Annotated in this window: 19 protein-coding genes; 8 read left to right on the top strand and 11 right to left on the bottom strand. The window is 58.7% G+C overall.

What is annotated here, in order from left to right:
• Positions 1 to 19: 19 nt before the first annotated feature.
• Complete coding sequence (locus tag P0652_RS17425) at positions 20 to 916, bottom strand: nucleotidyl transferase AbiEii/AbiGii toxin family protein (protein WP_284180157.1); 897 nt, start codon at positions 914 to 916, stop codon at positions 20 to 22.
• The gene (locus tag P0652_RS17420) at positions 906 to 1529 is read right to left on the bottom strand and encodes a type IV toxin-antitoxin system AbiEi family antitoxin domain-containing protein (RefSeq protein WP_284180156.1); all 624 of its coding nucleotides are present in this window, start codon (positions 1527 to 1529) and stop codon (positions 906 to 908) included. The genes P0652_RS17425 and P0652_RS17420 overlap by 11 nt, the downstream gene beginning before the upstream one ends.
• Before the next feature lie 227 nt (positions 1530 to 1756).
• Here P0652_RS17420 and P0652_RS17415 point away from each other — a divergent pair, with 227 nt between their 5' ends.
• From P0652_RS17415 to P0652_RS17390, 6 genes are all read left to right on the top strand, one after another.
• Positions 1757 to 2203 carry a hypothetical protein gene (locus tag P0652_RS17415; RefSeq protein WP_284180155.1) on the top strand — a complete coding sequence of 149 codons (447 nt, stop codon included), beginning with the start codon at positions 1757 to 1759 and terminating at the stop codon, positions 2201 to 2203.
• Between the two features lie 269 nt (positions 2204 to 2472).
• Positions 2473 to 4344: a relaxase/mobilization nuclease domain-containing protein gene (locus tag P0652_RS17410; protein WP_284180154.1), complete on the top strand. Its 1872-nt coding sequence runs from the start codon at positions 2473 to 2475 to the stop codon at positions 4342 to 4344.
• Between the two features lie 644 nt (positions 4345 to 4988).
• Positions 4989 to 5390 carry a FixH family protein gene (locus P0652_RS17405; RefSeq protein ID WP_284180152.1) on the top strand — a complete coding sequence of 134 codons (402 nt, stop codon included), beginning with the start codon at positions 4989 to 4991 and terminating at the stop codon, positions 5388 to 5390.
• 68 nt (positions 5391 to 5458) lie between these two features.
• Positions 5459 to 6961 (top strand): efflux RND transporter periplasmic adaptor subunit, encoded by a 1503-nt coding sequence (locus tag P0652_RS17400; RefSeq protein ID WP_284180151.1) that lies wholly within the window; start codon positions 5459 to 5461, stop codon positions 6959 to 6961.
• Positions 6958 to 10143, top strand: coding sequence for an efflux RND transporter permease subunit (locus P0652_RS17395; protein WP_284180150.1), 3186 nt, complete (start codon positions 6958 to 6960; stop codon positions 10141 to 10143). Before P0652_RS17400 ends, P0652_RS17395 begins: the two co-directional genes overlap by 4 nt.
• Positions 10144 to 10296: 153 nt before the next feature.
• Entirely contained in the window at positions 10297 to 11436 is a 1140-nt protein-coding gene (locus tag P0652_RS17390) for an acyltransferase family protein (RefSeq protein WP_284180149.1), read from the top strand.
• 73 nt (positions 11437 to 11509) lie between these two features.
• Here P0652_RS17390 and P0652_RS17385 read toward each other — a convergent pair whose 3' ends face one another.
• The 5 genes from P0652_RS17385 to P0652_RS17365 all read right to left on the bottom strand — a co-directional run bounded on the left by P0652_RS17385 (position 11510) and on the right by P0652_RS17365 (position 15069).
• Entirely contained in the window at positions 11510 to 11836 is a 327-nt protein-coding gene (locus tag P0652_RS17385; RefSeq protein ID WP_284180148.1) for a YnfA family protein, read from the bottom strand.
• A 106-nt stretch (positions 11837 to 11942) separates the two neighbouring features.
• Positions 11943 to 12575 carry an SCO family protein gene (locus P0652_RS17380; RefSeq protein ID WP_284180147.1) on the bottom strand — a complete coding sequence of 211 codons (633 nt, stop codon included), beginning with the start codon at positions 12573 to 12575 and terminating at the stop codon, positions 11943 to 11945.
• 12 nt (positions 12576 to 12587) lie between these two features.
• On the bottom strand, positions 12588 to 13172 hold the full coding sequence (locus P0652_RS17375; protein ID WP_284180146.1) for a copper chaperone PCu(A)C: 585 nt from the start codon (positions 13170 to 13172) through the stop codon (positions 12588 to 12590).
• 72 nt (positions 13173 to 13244) lie between these two features.
• Positions 13245 to 13661: a hypothetical protein gene (locus P0652_RS17370; protein ID WP_284180145.1), complete on the bottom strand. Its 417-nt coding sequence runs from the start codon at positions 13659 to 13661 to the stop codon at positions 13245 to 13247.
• Positions 13662 to 13722: 61 nt separating this feature from the next.
• Positions 13723 to 15069, bottom strand: coding sequence for an Nramp family divalent metal transporter (locus P0652_RS17365; protein ID WP_284180144.1), 1347 nt, complete (start codon positions 15067 to 15069; stop codon positions 13723 to 13725).
• Between the two features lie 98 nt (positions 15070 to 15167).
• Here P0652_RS17365 and P0652_RS17360 point away from each other — a divergent pair, with 98 nt between their 5' ends.
• Complete coding sequence (locus P0652_RS17360; protein ID WP_284180143.1) at positions 15168 to 15590, top strand: Fur family transcriptional regulator; 423 nt, start codon at positions 15168 to 15170, stop codon at positions 15588 to 15590.
• A gap of 18 nt (positions 15591 to 15608) precedes the next feature.
• Here P0652_RS17360 and P0652_RS17355 read toward each other — a convergent pair whose 3' ends face one another.
• The gene (locus P0652_RS17355; protein WP_284180142.1) at positions 15609 to 16625 is read right to left on the bottom strand and encodes a L,D-transpeptidase family protein; all 1017 of its coding nucleotides are present in this window, start codon (positions 16623 to 16625) and stop codon (positions 15609 to 15611) included.
• 203 nt (positions 16626 to 16828) lie between these two features.
• On the opposite strand from P0652_RS17355, the gene P0652_RS17350 reads away from it, so the two are divergent.
• Positions 16829 to 17467: a DsbA family protein gene (locus P0652_RS17350; RefSeq protein ID WP_284180141.1), complete on the top strand. Its 639-nt coding sequence runs from the start codon at positions 16829 to 16831 to the stop codon at positions 17465 to 17467.
• A 6-nt stretch (positions 17468 to 17473) separates the two neighbouring features.
• Here P0652_RS17350 and P0652_RS17345 read toward each other — a convergent pair whose 3' ends face one another.
• The 3 genes from P0652_RS17345 to lspA all read right to left on the bottom strand — a co-directional run bounded on the left by P0652_RS17345 (position 17474) and on the right by lspA (position 19028).
• Positions 17474 to 18103, bottom strand: a complete 630-nt coding sequence (locus tag P0652_RS17345; protein ID WP_284180140.1) for a transglutaminase-like cysteine peptidase — start codon at positions 18101 to 18103, stop codon at positions 17474 to 17476.
• Positions 18104 to 18264: 161 nt separating this feature from the next.
• A complete protein-coding gene (locus P0652_RS17340) occupies positions 18265 to 18504 on the bottom strand; it encodes a hypothetical protein (protein WP_284180139.1) in 240 nt (79 codons plus the stop codon).
• The gene (lspA, locus tag P0652_RS17335; protein ID WP_284180138.1) at positions 18501 to 19028 is read right to left on the bottom strand and encodes a signal peptidase II; all 528 of its coding nucleotides are present in this window, start codon (positions 19026 to 19028) and stop codon (positions 18501 to 18503) included. Before lspA ends, P0652_RS17340 begins: the two co-directional genes overlap by 4 nt.
• Between the last annotated feature and the right edge of the window lie 5 nt (positions 19029 to 19033).

Here is a 19033-nt window from a genome sequence, read left to right as displayed (position 1 = left end):
TAATGCTTTGATCCATTGCCTATGACCAAGGTCCTCCGGCTGGCCAGCGCTCATAACTGGTATTTTCCTCAATCATTGGTTTGAAAAACGTTCGAAGATCAGCCACGACGCGCGACATGTCTTCTGGTGCCGCACCCAAGCGGTCCCTTTTCAGAAAAGCGCGCCACATTCTATCTTTTTCGAGCGAAAACGCATCGGTCAAACCGGTAGGGTCGACCGGCGGCCACGGCGTGTTCCGCCGCTCGAATGTCCGCCTCAGCGCCGTGCTCAGAATCTTGCGCTCGAACTGAAACGTCTGCGCGATCATCCAGAGATCGTAGAAGTCCTTCATTCGGCTGTTTGTGATGCCGATTGATACGAGCGCCTCGAATTTCTCGGCTACGACGGTTTCCGGCGGGTACGCCCTCAATCTTGGTGATGGCGCGTCCAGCAGCGCGGGATAGTCGATGTCTATCGGCCCTGGAGTAATGGCATCGCCGAACCCAATGTCGATCTGGATCGGCACTTTCGCGCCAGCGATCGAGGCGGATGTTTTGACCCGAACACCCCCATAGTCAGCCTGATCTCGGATTGGCTCGACGAGCATTCCTGCGATATCGAACTTCACACCATCATCAGGAACATCTGTGCTGAATATCCCTCGAAACCGCGAGGTGATTGTATCAACATCGGGATCGCCCTGCCCGAGCAGATCAAGATCGCGCGTCGGACGGAATGGATCGGTCAGCCACGTGATGAACAGCATGGCGCCCTTGAGGATGAAGCGCTCTCGTTCGCCTGATAAGCTGAGGCGGTAGAGCAGGCGCTCGAGCGCATAGCGTGTCAGAAGGATCTGAAAATCCGATCCCTCTTTCCGGGCACGCTCGAGTAGTCGTGCTCGGACAGAGGCGCCGACGTTTTTGAGTTCAGGCGCCATCTGCCACCATTGCTTCCAGATAAGGTTTGATCACCGACCAGATTCGGGCCTGTCGCGCAAATTGCCAGATCTGGTCAGGTGTGACCTTCCGGCTCCTCAGGCCTTCTCTGAGGCCTTCAAGGGCCACGTCGAGACCGATCTTGTTCCGGTATCGGAAGCAATCGACAATCGTCTTGGCGGGGTTAAACACGGCAATGCTGACGCCCTCAATGGTATGGTGTTCGACCCCCTCTGATAGGGCTTTGGTGCCGAACCTGACGAAGCGGACGCGTGGGTACTCAATACGCGGCTTCCAGGCGGCGCGGTCGATGGCCATCCAGACTGCGGACGGCATCTGCAGCGTCAGCTCGTGAAACTGGAGTGCCGAGGTCAGGCACACGACGGCTTTGGATGTCAGCGCCGAGGCTTCTGCAAGCGTATGGCGCGCATCGATAGCTGCACCGGCCAGCTGGTATAGGCCCCTCGCCGGCCGGGTCGCTACACCCTCGCGAACCAGACGCGACAGGGTCTCTGGGCCTACTCCCGCGCGCTGCAGATCCCGAAGGCGGATCAGCCCCCCACCTTCCAGGAGGGCTATTGCGTTGGCTCGTTGTGGTGTGGGCGTGCGTGACAATAGCTTTTATCCAATGAAAAAGTGCATAGGAAATATCACATTCTCCCCGCCCCTGCAAACCTTTGCGAAAGGAGCGTTCCATCGCCTATATCATGTAATATATTGTTTGTTATGTATTGACAAGATACCGGTTTGTTGTTCAAATCAGAGGGCGCTGACGCAGGCTTGGGCGATAAGCGCTCGCCACCAATGAGTGCGGAATCTGCTAGCGGATGGAGTGACTTGGTATGGAGCGCCCGGTGGCACGCAGGGACGAGAAGCGCTCGCTTCGTGTGGAGATGAGCGCGGCGGATTTCGAGCTGCTTGAGCAGGCATCGGCTCTATTTGGTGTCGGGAAATCCGATCTCGTGCGCCGTCTGGTGCGTGCTTCGGTAGAGGTTGGCCCTGCCCTTTCGACCGAGAGCATTGCGCAGATTGAAGATCTCGCGGGTCAGGTGCGGATCGTCGGGCGCAACCTGATGCAGGTTCTCAAAGCCATTCATCGCGGTGAGGCCGTGGGCATCGCCGAGAGCGAACCGGTTTGGCGCGGGCTGCATGAGCTGATCGCGGCGCTTGATGCAGAGCTCTCTGCTTTTAGTGAAGCGACGACACGCCAATCCGCCGCCTTGTGCGGGCGGGCTGGATTGCAGGCCTTTGCATCTGCACAATCTGAAACGAGCGTCGCGGCAAAATGAGTGTTACGCCCTCCCCCGGCTTTGACCCCTCGCCCTGGGTGGCGGCGAATGCTGCTTTGGCCGCTCGGATTGCCACGGGGCGCAGCCGTGGCACCGGCTTGCTGGGCATCCGAGGTTTGGATGCTGGCTCATTCCGGCCTGGGCAGACGATCACAGGCGATCGAGACGACGAGCGACGTCGCGGGCTTGTCGCAATTTCGGCGCGTGGCGGACGGCAGCCAGAGGGCGTTTCTGTTGGGCTCAGCGGAATGGTTGGGGGTGTCTCTGGATTGGCGTCGCGGGGCGATGCCGGCAATGTTTCAACGGCGGCTCTGCTGGCCCGTGGCTATCAGCCGGCAGTGGTGAAGGTCGTCTCCTACGCGCATGGGGCAACGCGTGCGACGGCCTCCGCCCAATACATCGAACGGGACGAGGTCGAACTCGAGACACATGCGGGCAATCTTCTTGCCGACAAGGCGGCCGTTGCCGAAGAGATCAAGGCTTGGTCCACGAGCTTCGAGAAGCGCCAACCCAGTCAGGATGTCGTGACCGTCCGTCTCCAGCTCAGCGGTCTGCGCGACACTGCCGAGGATCGGGAGCGGCTGTCCTTTGCTGCTGGAGCGGCCTTCGAGGGGCATCGTCATGCTCTCAGGATTGAGGCCCGCGCCAGCGGAGAGATTGAGGCCCGCGCCGTTGTCGTCATGGCCAGGACAATCTCGCCAGAAGAGAAGGCGCTAAACCGTGCAGCCCGCACGAATGGCGAGAAGTCTTCTACCCTGCCACCTCGCCTTCGCGTGGTCGACCAGCGCATGGGAACCACCGAGGATGCACCGATGCGTAAAGCGTTCGATGCGCGGTCTGAAGCAGCCATGAAGGCGCGGATCGAAACGGCGACGGGCTATCCCCAGCATGGGATCAGCATCGAACCTGCAACGCCAGGCCACGGGCGGGATGCTCTCGGGCAACGGCTCTCAACGCTCATCTCGAAGGCCCCTGCCCTCGACCATCTCCAGCGGCCGATCCGCACCGCCGAGGATATCCGGGACGTTACGCGAGACTGGGGTCGTCATCTCCGCTCGCAAAGTCCGCGTGACACCATGCATATGGTGGTCTCGGCCAAGGCGGGCACCGATGAGAAGGTCTTCACGAATGCCGTCCGCTCTTTTCTCCATCAGCAGTTTGCCGATCACAAGTTCATGTTCGGCGTGCACACGGACAAGGCCGAGGCTGGTCATATCCACGCCCATGCAATCGTGGCCGTGAGAAGTGAGAGTGGCACCAAGCTCCATCCCGGCCCCACAGATCTCGCGCAATGGCGGGTCAACTATGCCTCCCATGCCCGCGAGCACGGCCTGAAAGTCGTCGCGACGCGCGCGGCTGAACAGGCCTCCTCCCGTTCCTATGGCCCGAAGGACAAATCTATTGTCGACGTTGCGACCAATCCGAGGCCGAAGCGAAAGGAACAGGATCGCGCCTATGCCAGCGATCCCCGGAACGCCAACCTCATCCGAAACGCGCAGGAGCGCATGGCAATCGCCCGCGCCAACCCCATTCGCATTCCAATGACCGGGCGCGAGCGTGCGGGCGTGAGCGAAAACCTCGAGCATTGGCAGGGCTTGGCGAAAGCCGATCCAGCTCATGAAGTCGCGAGAGCCATGGTCGACCGGCTCTCCGTGGCGAAGGAAGCAGGGGATGCGATCAACGCCCTCAGGGCGGTCCTGTCTCCGGAGCAGGTCGCCCCATCCCACCCCTCACCCAACAACAGTGTTCGAGCGCCAGAGATGACGGAAAACGCCGAGAAGTCCGCTGACGCCATGCTGCGAGACCTCCGCCTGATGAACCAGCGGATCGCCGAGGTCACAAACCTGCTTCCGGAGGGGTCACGGCAACGGTTCACGCAGCAGGCGACTGGCTATCTCGAAAAGATTGCCGAACGTATCGACCAGCAACAGGCGCAGGAAGCAAAGGCGAATGTGCCGGCAGGCGTCCAAGCTGCAGCTCGATCACCTGTAAGCGATCAGGCTCAGCCAGCACCCGAACACGGTGTTCCAATCGATCCTTTGGCCGAACTCAGACGCCAGCAGACGGAAATGCTCGAACGGCTTGCACAAGCGCGAGGGCAGTCAAGGGACCACGAGCGAGGCCATGAGGCGGGAGACTGAAGGTCGGAATGGGGGCCGGTAGGAGACCTGCAGGTCTACGCGGCGCGGAGCAGCATTACAGACATTCCCAGCCAAGTGCGACCATCGGGGTGCAACACGTACATGGGTGATCGAGGAACCAATCCCGAATTTGTGAAGTCGATAGCCTTGCGGCGCACTCGCATTCGAGCTTTACAGAAATATGCGTTCTCGCTGCTCGATCCGCCGTTTTGTCGGCCTTTGCCTGCTGGCTATCGCTGCGCTTTTGCCGCTGGCGCCAACCGGTTTTGCTGCCGCAACGCCGGCGGGCATGACGAACGGAGCGGACATCATGGCTGACATGCCGCGCTGCCCGCCTGAGGGCCCGATGCCGGCGGATTGCGCCGACATCTGCCCGCTTCAGGCCCTTTGTGCCGCCCAGCGCCTTGCCGGTTTTGTTCGGGATAATGAACCCTTGCCACAGCGGCTGGTTTCGACACTGAATTACCGCTCCTCGCCGTCGAGTTGGCTTGGGAACCGGACGATCCCGCCAGATATCCCACCACCCCGAAGCTGAAACATCAGGCGCTCGCGGCGCCTGCATCACGCTTTCCGTCACTGGAAAGCGCACGTGGCGGCATGCGCGTGATGCCTGTGCCGGGTTTCACATTTCAGGGAATATTCTCATGTCCAAAGCTCTTCTCCTCGCCGCCTGCGGTGCGGCATCACTCGCATTCGCCTCAACAACTCCGGTCCTTGCTGATATCCGGGACTACGAGTTCCAACTCGTTACGCCGGAGGTCACTCAGGCGAACGGTGTCTTTGTCGAGGTTCGCCTCGTCAACAAGAAGACCGGTGCGCCGGTCCCGGATGCCGTCATCGTTGCCAAACGCATCGACATGGCACCGGACGGCATGGAAATGATGGCCTCGAAGATCGATGCCGTCCCGGCCGACAATCCCGGCCATTACCGGTTCCGGACCGACCTGACGATGGAGGGCGGCTGGCGGCTTTCGCTCGGCGCGAAAGTACAGGGCGAGACCGGCACGCTCGAAAGTCGCCTCATCCTCAAGGCGGTGCGCAAGTGAATAGCACCGCTCCGGGCCCTCTTCCCGATCATGGCGGGGAGAGTGGTCCGGGGCGGCGGCCCGCGTGGATGCGGGCCGCGCGCTCCATTTTGCTCGTCACTCTTACCGCTGGCGCAGCCGGCGCTGGCTTTTGGCTCGGCCGGAGCGACCTGCCTCTTCCTGGCTGGGTTCCAGCACCCGTGAGAGCATGGATCGGCGCAAAAGCATCGGTTGCCGCGCCAAAACCGGAACCGAGCGGCCCGGTGATCTATTATCGCGATCCCGACGGCAAGCCGGTCTATTCGGCCGAGCCGAGGAAGACAGCGGATGGCCGCGACTTTATCGCCGTGCGTCAGAGCGAGGAGACCAGCTTTGATCCTGCCCCCGCCAAAACCGCCGAAGCGCCGGCGGGCGGCGGCAGGAAGTTGCTCTATTACCGCAACCCGATGGGCTTGCCCGACACATCGCCCGTGCCAAAGAAGGACTGGATGGGGATGGATTATCTTCCCGTCTACGAGGGCGAGGAAGAAAATGGGTCGAGCGTCAAGGTCAGCCTCGACAAGGTACAGCGCTCGGGCGTGCGTACGGAGCCTGCCGCGTTGCGCAGTCTGTCGCGTGCGATCCGAGCGCCCGGTGTCGCCAAACCGGATGAGCGCACCCTGCATTCGGTGGTGCTGAGGGCCGACAGTTTCATCGAGAAACTGCACGCGAACGAACTCGGCCAGAAGGTCGAGAAGGGCGCGCCGCTGTTCCGCATCTATTCCCCGGACATGGTCCGGGTGCAGGTCGACTACCGGGTTGCGAATGTCGGAACCGGCAGTCGTGAGGAACGTGGCGCGCTGCAACGCCTCCAGAACCTCCAGATCCCATCGCCTGTCGTCGAGGAACTCCAGAGAACACGGGAGCCCGTGATCAGCTTCGACTGGCCCTCGCCAGTCTCTGGCGTGGTCCTGCGCCGAAAGGCGGTCGAGGGCATGATGATGCGCTCGGGCGAGGAGATGATGCTGATCGCCAATCCGTCGCTCATTTGGGTCATCGCCGATATCGCTGAGCAAGATATCGGCGAGGTGAGCATCGGGGCATTGGCGAATGTGCGGTTCAAGGCGTTCCCGAACGAGGAATTCGCGGGCCGCGTGACCTTCATTCAACCCACGCTCGAAATGGCGACCCGCACGGCGAAGGCGCGCATCGAAGTGGTCAATCCCGATTTGCGCCTTCGCTTCGAGATGTTCGCCGACGTGGAAATCGGAACGGGGGCTGGCCAGAACCAGGTCACTGTACCGCTATCGGCCTTGATCGACAGCGGCAGCCGCAAGGTTGTCTTGGTCGATCGCGGCGAAGGCCGATTCGAGCCGCGCGCCGTGAAAACTGGGCGCCGTAATGATCGTCATGTCGAAATCCTTGATGGCATCCAGGCGGATGAGAATGTCGTGGTCGCCGCGACTTTCCTGATCGATGCCGAAAGCAATCTCAAGGCGGCGCTTTCGGCCTTCACCGCCGACGCCGGCAATCCTGGAGAACCGAAACCGGGCGAGAGCGCTGCGCCGGTTGCCGAGAAGCTATCGATGGAAGCCGAAAGGAAACAGCCATGATCGCACGCATCATCCGCTGGTCGGCGACCAATCTCGGCCTCGTCTTCATCCTCACACTGCTGGTGACGGCGATCGGACTTTATGGGGTCACGCGCGTGCCGCTCGATGCGATCCCGGACCTGTCGGATACACAGGTGATCGTCTACACGGAATATTCCGGGCAGGCCCCGCAGGTGATCGAGGATCAGGTCACCTATCCCCTTTCGACCGCCATGCTCTCGGTGCCGCGCTCGAAAGTGGTGCGCGGCTTCTCCTTCTTTGGCGTCTCGTTCGTCTATGTGATCTTCGAAGAAGGCACGGACATATACTGGGCGCGGTCGCGCGTGCTCGAATATCTTTCCGCAGCCGGCCGCTCGCTTCCCGCCGGCGTGACACCGACCCTCGGGCCGGACGCGACCGGTGTCGGCTGGGTCTATCAATACGCGGTGATGGGTAAGCAGCGCTCGCTTGCCGAATTGCGCGCCATTCAGGACTGGCAGGTCCGGTTCGGCGTCGCCAAGGCCGAAGGGGTTGCGGAGGTTGCCTCGGTGGGCGGATTCGTCCGCCAGTATCAGGTCGTGGTCGATCCACGACGGCTGCGCGCCTTCAACCTGCCGCTCACCGCCATCCGCGACGCCATCCGCGATTCAAACATGGATGTCGGGGGCCGCGTCGTCGAGCTTGCCGAGACCGAGTTCATGGTGCGCGGGCGCGGCTATATCCGATCGATCTCGGACCTTGAGCAGATCGTGCTCAAGGCTGAGGCCGGCACGCCCGTGCTGCTGAAGGATGTCGCGCGGGTCGAACTGGCGCCGGACGAGCGGCGTGGCGTCACCGAACTCAACGGCGAGGGCGAGGTTGTCTCCGGCATCGCGGTCCAGCGCTACGGTCAAAACGCACTCACCGTAATCGACAACGTCAAGGCACGGCTTGCCGACATCACCGCCGCCCTGCCCTCGGGAACGGAAATCGTATCGGTCTATGATCGTTCGCAGCTCATCGAACGCGCCATCGCGACGCTGAAACTGACGCTCATCGAGGAAAGCCTGATCGTTGCAGCGGTCTGTTTCGTCTTCCTGCTCCATGCCCGCTCTGCGCTCGTCGCCATCCTTACCCTGCCGCTTGGCATCCTGATGGCCTATGCGGCAATGTGGTCGCTCGGACTTTCTTCGAACATCATGAGCCTTGGCGGGATCGCCATCGCCATCGGCGCGATGATCGACGCCGCGATCGTCATGGTCGAGAATGCGCACAAACATCTCGAGCGCGCGCCGGCGGGGACACCACGGCATGAGGTGCTGATCAATGCCGCCACCGAAGTCGGTCCTTCGCTGTTCTTCTCGCTGCTGATCATCACCGTCTCCTTCCTGCCGATCTTCGCGCTGGAAGCGCAGGAGGGCCTGATGTTCAAGCCGCTGGCCTGGACCAAGACCTTCGCGATGGCGGCCGCCGCGCTGCTTTCGATCACGGTCGTTCCGGCACTCATGGTCGTGTTCGTCCGAGGGCGCATCATTCCCGAACATAAGAACCCGGTGAATCGGCTGCTGATCTTTCTCTATCGTCCGCTTATCAGGATGGTCTTGAAGGCACGCGTGATGACCATCCTGGCAGCGCTCGTGGTCCTGGGTGGCAGCATCTGGCCGGCTATGCGGCTCGGTTCGGAGTTTATGCCGAGCCTCAATGAAGGCACGATCATGTATATGCCGACGACGCTGCCGGGGCTGTCGATCACCAAATCGGCCGAATTGCTGCAAACCCAGAACCGGATCATCAAGACGTTTCCCGAAGTGGAGAGCGTCTTCGGCAAAGCGGGCCGCGCTGGCACCGCAACGGACCCAGCGCCGACCGAGATGTTCGAAACGGTCATCAATCTCAAGCAGCCAAGTGCATGGCGCCCAGGCTTCACCATCGATTCCCTTATCCAGGAAATGGACAAGGCGCTCCAGTTCCCCGGAGTCGCCAATGCCTGGACCATGCCGATCAAGGCCCGCATTGACATGCTTGCGACGGGCATCCGTACGCCGGTAGGGGTCAAAGTGATCGGCCCGGATCTCAATGTGATCGATAAACTTGCGCGCGAGATCGAAAGCGCGATCAAAACGGTACCCGGCACATCGAGCGCCTTCGCCGAGCGGATCATCGGCGGCTATTACCTTGATATCGAGCCGAACCGCGCCGAACTCGCCCGCTATGGCCTGATGATTGGCGATGTCCAGCGCGTCATCGCTATGGCTATCGGGTCCGAAACGGTGACCACGACGGTCGAGGGGCGCGAACGCTACGGCGTCTCATTACGCTATCCGCGCGATGTGCGATCCGACCCACAGGCAATTTCGCGCGAGGTGCTGGTGCCGATTGCCAACGGTGCTTCGATCCCACTGGGGCAGGTCGCGACAATCCGCCTGGTGCAAGGACCGGCCTCGATCCGCACCGAGAACGCCCAGCTCGCTGCCTATATCTTCGTCGATGCGCGTGAGCGCGACCTCGGCTCCTACGTCGCGGACGCGAAAAAGGCCGTGGCAGAAACAGTGAAGTTTCCGGCGGGCTATTACGTGATCTGGAGCGGTCAGTTCGAGTTCTACGAGCGGGCCAAGAAGCGCCTCACCATCGTCGTGCCGCTCACCCTCCTGATCATCCTGCTGCTGCTCTACCTCAACTTCCGCCGGATGACGGAGACGCTGATCGTCATGCTCTCGCTCCCCTTCGCGCTGGTCGGCGGGCTGTGGATGATGTGGTGGATGGGCTTCAACCTCTCGGTTGCTGTGGCTGTAGGGTTCATCGCACTCGCGGGCGTCGCCGCCGAAACCGGCGTGATCATGCTGATCTATCTCGATCACGCGCTGGAAGAGCGTCGGAAATTGGCGGCGAGCGAGGGGCGCGCGCTGACAAGGCGCGATCTCGACTCCGCGATCATGGAAGGCGCAGTCGACCGGGTTAGGCCGAAGATGATGACGGTTGTTGCCATCATGGCCGGTCTGGTGCCGATCCTCTGGTCCACAGGCACCGGGTCGGAGGTGATGCAACGCATCGCCGTGCCGTTGATCGGCGGCATGTTCTCCTCGACTATCCTTACGCTCCTTGTCATCCCGGCAGTCTACGCCCTCATAAAGGGGCGCGGCCTGCCGGACGGGCTTTCGGCTAAATGGGCAGACGGACCAGCGAATGGTGGACGTCCGGGTTTCACTTTTTGCCAGCGGAAGTGAAGGCACATTCCGGGGTGCCAAGGTGTCTATGAACCCCAGAAAGATTCGTAGTGCCGCTGACGTTACCGCCATTAAACGCCTGTGAAGAGGTGAGCATGTAGTGAAGAGGCGCAAGTCGATCGACCGTGCACTCGAACAAGAAAGCATTTACCAATGCAGGGCTCCCTATCGCATCGCTTTGTTGCACTCGATGCGTGGCGTGGCATCGCAGCTCTGCTCGTTGCCTTATACCGGCTGGAGGCTGACGGCTGGCTGCACGGTCTCCCATTCGTCCAAAATGCTTGGCTCTTCGTCGATTTTTTCTTTGTCCTGTCTGGCTTCGTAATCGCTTACGCTTATCTTGGAAAACTGGGCAAACCTCGCGAAACGCTCGTTTTCATTGTGCGTCGTATTGGTCGCGTATGGCCGTTGCATGTGGTCCTACTCGGCATTTTTTTAGCGTTTGAAATTGCTCGTGGTCTTGCAGGGTTTATAAGATCAGCGCCGGTTTCTGTCTTCATTGATCAGCGAGCGCCGATTACGGTTCTATGGGACTTGCTTCTCGTCCAAGCACTAGGATTCACCGGCGTCACGCTTTGGAACACGCCAGCTTGGTCTATCTCAACAGAGTTCTGGACCTACATAGTCTTCGCCTTGCTCTGTTTTGGCGGGCGACGCCTTCTCGCCGTTGCCGCTGCTACACTGATCCTGGGCGGGCTTGCAGTGGTTGGCGCCTTTTCGCCAAAGGGGATGGATACAACGTTTGATTTCGGCTTTGCGAGGTGTCTGGCAGGGTTCTTCTCCGGTGTTCTGGCCAGTTTTGCCTGGCAGGGTTGGTTGAGAGCCAAAACCTTGACGGCGAAATTCGCGACATCACTGGAAATCGGAGCAATCGCGGCAGCTATCCTGTTCGTCTCGTTGGTCGGACGAACTCAGGCCTCGCTTGCTGCGCCATTCGTTTTTGCGGGCCTAGTTCTGGTATTTGCTTTCCAAAGCGGTTGGATATCAGCCGTTCTTTCCGGCAAGGTCGGGCACGTGCTAGGAGATCTCTCCTATTCCATTTATATGACCGCGCTGCTTGTGAGCTTACCCTTCAATCGTGTGCCGGTGCTGGCCGCGAACAGAGCTGGCGTTGAGATCACCCGTGAGCATGTTGGAGCCGGAAACCCACATATAAACTACGATTTCGGGCATTTTCTGCTGAACGACCTTTACTCGCTCATCTATCTGCTGGCGGTGGTAGCGGTTTCGTGGATCACCTTCCGGTTCATTGAAAAACCGAGCAGGACTTGGTTCAATGGGAAAGTCGGATAGGACCGTTCGGATGCCTGCCGGGAAGGCGGATTTGCCGGAATGCACAATTCTTGAGGGGATGGGCGGCTGAGAGCTACGCGGTTCGCGGCCCGAGTAGAATCACTGCGGCTCCGAGAATGCAGATCGTTGCGCCAATCATATCCCAACGGTCCGGTGCCACACCTTCCACGAACCGAATCCAAAGCACCGACGCCACGACATAGATTCCACCATAAGCAGCATAAGCGCGCCCTGCGGCCTCGGTCGGCACCAAGGTGAGCAGCCAGGCGAAGGCGACGAGCGAAACCATGCCGGGCACGACCCAGAGCAAGGAGCGGCCATTGCGCAGCCAGACCCAGAACGCGAAACATCCGGCAAGTTCGGCAAAGGCTGCTGTGATATAGATAGCCCAGATTCTCATCTCCTGAACATGGCAGCGAAAGCACTAAAATCCAAGAATGATGTGGTTTCTGGGTTAGAGGGGCAATCTTGCCTCGCCGAATCCTGAGACGAATTTGGCAAAAGATTTATTTTTTTGCCAGTAGCCGCCGCATTTTTGCAAGCGCCGTATCTTCCTTTTCATGGTAGTCGATCAGGCCGAAGAATTTCCCGTTCTTGTCCATTAGGAAAGTCGAGGCGGTATGGTCGATTGTGTAGTTTCCGTCCCCTTGCGGTACCTTTTTTGCGATAACTTTAAAGGCCGCAACCGCCCCATCAATTTGCTCCTGGGAGCCGGATAGACCAACAATTCTGGGATCGAATGACTGCAAATAGAGCGCCATCTGCTCGGGTGTATCCCGTTCAGGATCTGCCGTGATGAAAATGGCCTGAAGGCGATCAGCATCGGTGCCAAGCTTCTGAAACCGGGTCGTGATCTCGAACAATGTCGTTGGACAAACATCAGGGCAATGAGTGAATCCGAAGAAAACCAGCATTGGCTTGCCAAGAAAGTCCCGTTCGGTAACTGTTTTCCCGCGATGATCGACGAGCGTGAACGGACCACCAAGTTGCGGGAGGCCCTTGATTTCAATTCCCGCGTCCGTTTGCAGTCCGCCCGGACCATCGACCCGCCACCAGCCCAGCACGATAGCTGTTGTAACAAAAACGATTGTCGCGACGGCTGCCCACGAGAGATATCGCACCAGCTTCAAAATGTTCATGATGGCGCAACCTCAATGCGGATGTCCCGCTTCCACACCGGGTGAGCCCATGGCATCAACCTGAAACTCGACCGCTACGGTGCCCGCCCGTTCGAACACGAGAGACCCGGAGATTTTCTCGCCCTGCTTCAGGGGCCGTCGCAGTTCGAGAAACATGATGTGATAGCCACCCGGCTTCACCTCGATACGTCGGCCAGCAGGAAGCTCAATCCCGGTCGAAAGAGCACGCATCCGCATCAAACCGTCCGAGACAGTCATTTCGTGCAGCTCAACCCGTTCTGACGCTTCAAAGGCGCCACCGATCAGTCGATCAGGTTTACTGCCAAAATTCTCGATCGTGATATACCCGCTAGCTACCCTCGCTCCACCTGGGGTCGCACGTGTCCAAGGATGATCAATATTGATGTCTCCGATTGAGAAATCGTGGGCAGAAGCTGAGCAGACAAGCATGGCGAGTGTGACGACACTCAAGGCTGCATATCTAGCTGCTATCACGATTTGTCGATTTGGGCCGTTAATCGGCGAAGGCTGGCTTTGCTTATCGCAAGCAGCGCAAGAAACCGCCAGGAAGGCCGTCTGATGGATGGTTTTGGTCATGACGAAATCCTGATTTTGATGCTGAAACGAAACCGGCGCTCGCATTGGCGAGTTCATCACCGGCTGTTCTGTTCAGATCAGGATGGGAGGCGCGCGCGGTTGTTGACGTCGCGATGAGGTCGACAATTCTTGCAGAGCAGTGTCGGGAGGTCTGATCGTCGTCGCCACACGATGTGTTGGTTGAACGAGTGGACCTGTGTTGTCAGGCGGGACAATCGCGAATACGGCAAGTGCATCCCTGGGAGCCCAGGTACAACAGGCCGAGGCGTTGGAGCCATGATGGTTGTCGTCAGGCTCGGATCGGTTTTCAGTATCGGGGGCACCTGCGGTGATGCAGGTTATTCCGAGTTGGTCGAGCCCCATCGCCTTGTTGCCGGCATGGACTGCGCCAACCATCGAAATCAGCAGCAGCTGGATCGCCAAAGAAAAGGCCAGAGCAGCCCCGATCAGAGCTTTTCCCGCTTCCTTGATGATTACGCCGGCATTCATCCTCATTTTCTAGCTCAATCGGCCGCCAAGGCCAAGATGCGGCTGGGCATTTTTTGCCCTGTTAGCCGCCGGTCGCGAAATCCACCAGCAGTTTGACGTTGAGAACGGCGATCACGATGCCGATCATAAGCGCGAAAGCAATGAGCCATTTTGGTGCGACGAGATCGCCCATCTTCTTCTTGTCCGCCGTGAACATGATCAGCGGAAAGACTGCAAAGGAAAGCTGAAGCGAGAGCACGACCTGCGTCAGGATCAGCAGTTTCGCCGTGCCAGCATCTCCATACCAAATAGTGACCACGGCAGCGGGCACGATGGCGATGGCGCGTGTGATTAGACGCCGCAGCCAGGGCGGCAATTGGATATTGAGGAAGCCTTCCATCACAATCTGTCCGGCGAGCGTCGCCGTTACGGTTGAGTTGATGCCGCAGCACAGCAGCGCGATACCGAACAGCGTCGGCGCAATCGCAAGGCCGAGCAGCGGCGCGAGCAGCTTATGCGCCTCGCCGAGTTCGGCGACATTGGTCTGCCCGGCCTTGTTGAAGGTCGCGGCCGCAAGGATCAGGATCGAGGCGTTGACCAGCAGCGCGAACATCAGCGCCACGGTGGAATCGATGGTGGCGAATTTCAGCGCCTCGCGCTTCTCGGGCAGGGTGTCGCCATAGGCGCGGGTCTGCACGATGCCGGAGTGGAGATAAAGGTTATGCGGCATCACGGTCGCGCCGAGAATGCCGAGAGCGAGATACAGCATCTCCGGGTTGGTGACGATTTGCGTCGTCGGTGCAAAGCCCTTGATGACAGCACCCCAATCCGGATCGGCCAGCGCGATCTGGATCGCGAAACAGACCGCGATCACGCCAAGCAGCGTGATGATCAGCGCCTCGACCCAGCGGAATCCGAGCCGCTGGAGATAGAGGATAAGGAAGACGTCGAGCGCGGTGATGATGACGCCGATTTCGAGGGGGATGCCGAAGATTAGGTTCAGCCCGATGGCCGTGCCGATGACCTCGGCGATATCGGTGGCGATGATTGCGATTTCCGCGAGAAACCAAAGTACGAATGCAACTGGCTTTGGGAAGGCATCGCGGCAGGCTTGTGCGAGATCGCGCCCGGAGGCAATCGCGAGCCGCGCGCATAGCCCTTGCAACACGATCGCCATAATGTTGGAGACCAGCGCGACGACCAGTAATGTGTAGCCGAATTTCGAGCCGCCAGCTAGCGAGGTCGCCCAATTGCCTGGGTCCATGTACCCGACAGCGACGAGGTAGCCCGGGCCAACGAAGGCGGCAGCGCGCCGCCAGGACGGACCGGAACTTTTGACCGGAATTGAACGATGCACATCGGAAAGCGAGGCTTCGCCCCTGGCTTGGCGCCATCCAGGTTCGGTCGCTGCTTTCTCGGAACTTGGCATCTACTATTCCTTATTGCAAATAATTCGCATTAGCGATATCCTACGTATTCAGTATCGAGAGTCAACCCAATTACAAATTGGGCCTAATTGAGAGCCGTATGACGCAAAGCAAGCAAACGCTTATTGATCAGTGTAAGGCGCAAGGTCGGCGGATTACCGGGCCGCGCAGGGTCATCGCCGAGGTTATCTCTTCAGCTGACGACCATCCGGATGTGTCCGAGATTCATCGCCGAGCGATGCGCCGAGATGCACGAATTTCACTAGCGACGGTTTATCGGACCATGCGGATGTTTTCAGAAATCGGGCTCATCGAGCAGCACAGCTTTGATGGTGGGCGATTTCGCGTCGAACCCGCAACTGGCTCCCACCATGACCACCTCATCGACACAATCACTGGCAAAGTGATCGAATTCCAATCCGAAGAAATAGAAAGGTTGCAGGCTGAAATAGCAGATAGACTAGGATATGAAATCACCGGTCACCGGCTTGAATTGTATGGGCGACCAAAAAAAGCAAAGTGATAAAAATAATACTGGCTGCTACTCAATAGCATTGAATGGATCAAGTAGCGCGGCATCAGGTCGGCTAATCTCTACGCGACCAGATGTCATCGCCTGAAGGCGTTCGGGGCCTGATGCTTTCAGAATAGAACGGAAAGTCGGATGCATGCCGCCATCGACATGCGTAAAGCTCAGTGCCGGTGTGCCCTTGGCAACGAGCTCGGCAAGGCGTTTTTCATCTTCTGCCTTCTTGTTGATCACGGCCGCGGTGACGGTGGGGTCCTCCTCGAAAGAGGGGCAAGGAGCGCCTGGCGTGAAAGGCCCAGCACCTTCCTTGGGGTCAAAGACATAACGGCGGCCACAGGCCACAACACGCGGCGGCTGTCGCATCGCCTCGAAATGGTCGGAGCCTTCCTTGAGGTTGCGCCAGAATGCGATGTGCTGATTGTTGCGGTGTTTCGCCATATTCTCGGGCGTCATGCGGAACGGCAGGGCCTGCACCTGGAAGTTTTTCTGCCCGCCTGCTAGCGCCTCGCGGGCCAGAGCGTAAATCTCCGCAACTCCGCTATCCGTCATCGCATAGCACCCCGCAGAAGTGCAGGCACCATGCACCATCAGCGCCGAACCGGAATAGCCCATGGATCGTTCAAGAGCGTTTGGATAGCCGAGGTTGAACGAGAGGTAATATTGCGAACGCGGGTTCATCAATTCCGGCGTGACCGAGTAGAACCCTTCAGGGGCCTGGCGGTCGCCTTCCCGTTTCTTGGGCCCGAGTTGACCTGACCAGCGGCACATCGGATAGGTCTTCAGAAGCGCATATCTGCCGGCATTGTCGCGTTTCCAAACCTCCAGCTCGCTCTCTTTCTTGAAGATACGAACGAGGATCGGATCGGAAGCGCTCATGCCTTTTGCGGACATTTCCGACAAGAGTGCCGGCGGAATCGGCTGCAAATGCTTGTTGTCGATTTCAGTAGTCACGCAACCGGCGAGCAGCAACGCACCGGCGACAAGAGCTGCGACAAGACCCGCCTGACGGTTCAAAAAACTGGGTTTCATCCTGAATTCGTAGCTCGGCTATGCCTGACAGGTCGTGAAGAAAGATCCTGAGAAATCTGTTAAGGCGTGAAGCTGCTTCAGGTTCAAGCCTGAAATCACTAACTCGCGCTATTTTGATCGCTTGGCAGGAAAGTCTCGTCCGCGCCTCTTGAACCTCATGTGGCTACAGCATTTACAAGAAGGTGGAATGGAAGGGTGAAGCCATGAATCGCCGCCGTCTTTTGCCGCTGCTTGCGACAGTTTCGTTGCTTGCCCTGCCATCCCTTGCATTTGCTCAGTCAAGGCCGTCCATCGCCGCACGCCTTCTAGAGCCGGGCGACCTTCCGGACAAGGTTTTCGGCAATGCCGATGCGACTGTGACGATTATCGAATATGCCTCGATCACTTGCCATCATTGCATGCGGTTTCATACCGAGACCTGGCCGACGTTGAAGCAGAAATACGTCGACACCGGAAAAGTCCGTTTCATTATGCGAGAGTTTCCGCTCGATCAGCTTGCCACAGCTGGGTTCATGCTGGCGCGGTGTGCAGGCGAGCAGCGCTGGTACCCCACACTTGACCTGCTCTACCGCACCAAGGAAGCTTGGGGTCACTCGGAAAAGCCTGTCGAAGCGCTTCTCAATGCCGTTAAGTTTGCAGGATTTACGAAGGAAACCTTCGAGGCCTGCCTCAGCGATGAGAAACTCTACAAGGGAGTTACATCGACAGCTCAGCGCGCGACGAGGGAATTCGGGGTCAATTCGACACCGACCTTTTTTATCAACGGGGAAAAGCAGACCGGCGCTCTGACGCTGGAGCAGTTCGACAAGATCCTGGAGCCGCTTCTCGCTCCCAAACCGTGAGCGGCGTCAGCGAAGTCCGGCTGTCACAATTTCCGGCCGGCCTAGCTTGCGGCCAAGCTCGACCCAAGCATTCGGGTCCAGCGGTGATTGGCGCTTGATGAAGGTGAGTTCGCTCTGTGACCATGGCAGAATGAGATTGGTCTGATTGTCGAGAATAAACTCACCCCGATCCGTAACAACGGTAAGGACTGCGTGTCCGCCACCTTCCTTGTCGAGCACGACCGTAATCAGCAGCGATGAGAGCGGCCAGCCGCGCCTGGCAAGTTCACGGCGCTTTTCAAGGACATAATCCTCGCAATCCCCCCTTCCGGATTTTGCGTAGGTCCAGTATTCAGGGCTTCCATACTGAGCTTGATCGGTCACCGCTTCAATCGATTGATTGAAGTGCAGGTTGACCTTCACCAGTTCACGCCAGAGCTTTTCATTCAAGGCGACGGAAATTGTGGTTGACGTACCCGACCGGCATTCTGTTTGGTTTTCAGCGCAGAACTGTGTCCATCCCAGTGGCGGTGATGTCCGTTGACCGGAATGCAGGTGCGCCAGGTCCGTTTGCCCGCCGGCTGAAGCTGTTTCGCTGATTGCTACGAAACCGAAAAAACTTGCAGCGATGATGATGCTCTTGAAAGAGATACGCATTGTTTTGACGCTCTGTTATTGCTCTGTTGTATGAGCAAGCTACAGGACACGCGTTCAATTCACGGAAAATCCAACACATTGTTTCTCATGAACAAATCAATGCTTCATTTACCTTGAGGTGGTTGTGATCATGTGACCGGAATTGAGTAGAAGGCTTCTCGTTATGGCGGCGTGGCTGGCTGAGTATCGCTTTTCAGATACCCGGCTGCAGCCAACAGCCCCGTCGCCGTTGTGGTCACGTGAGGAGCCCAGAATGCGGCGGTCTGCACGAATTCTGGCCAGAAACTGATCATCAGGAACGGGCGGACAAAGAAATATCCAAACAGAAAACCGAGGATCGCGCCGATCATTGCATAGACCAAGGCCACTCCGAACCTGCCGGCCCACTGCCATTTTGTCATGGGCCCCTCGATGAGTCAGGAGCAACCGTGCCTTGGGTGGTTGGTAATCTCTGTGAAGGGATAAAAGCACAAAGCATCATCAGCGCTGCACCGGCGACAATCGCGACATCAGCCATGTTGAAGGTCGGCCAGTGCCAGGCCCCCCAATGAAAATCGAGGAAGTCGGTCACAGCGCCTTGCCGCCAACGATCCAAAGCGTTGCCCAGCGCGCCACCTGAGATGAGTGAAAGGCCAATCTGCTCGTAGCGGTGGGGTGAATAAACCGCCCATACAACCAATCCGGCTGCACTAAAAACCTTGAATCCGGTCAAGAGACCTGGCCAATCCGCGAGTGTCTCCTTGAAGAACCCGAAGCTGACGCCGGTGTTGAAATTGAGCGTCAGATTGAAAAACGACGTGATCCTGATCAGCTGGGGTGGCTGCATGACGTGCTCGAGAATGATCCATTTGCTGATCTGGTCGACAAGGAGACAGGCCAGAACGATCGCCGCGAGGCGCAAACATCTTTTCGAAAATGTGCTCACAGCCG

Origin of the sequence: Rhabdaerophilum sp. SD176 (assembly GCF_030143245.1) — a bacterium.
GTDB lineage: Bacteria > Pseudomonadota > Alphaproteobacteria > Rhizobiales > Beijerinckiaceae > Rhabdaerophilum.
Note: the sequence above shows the minus strand (reverse complement) of the source record. Positions and strands in the feature narration are given on the sequence as shown.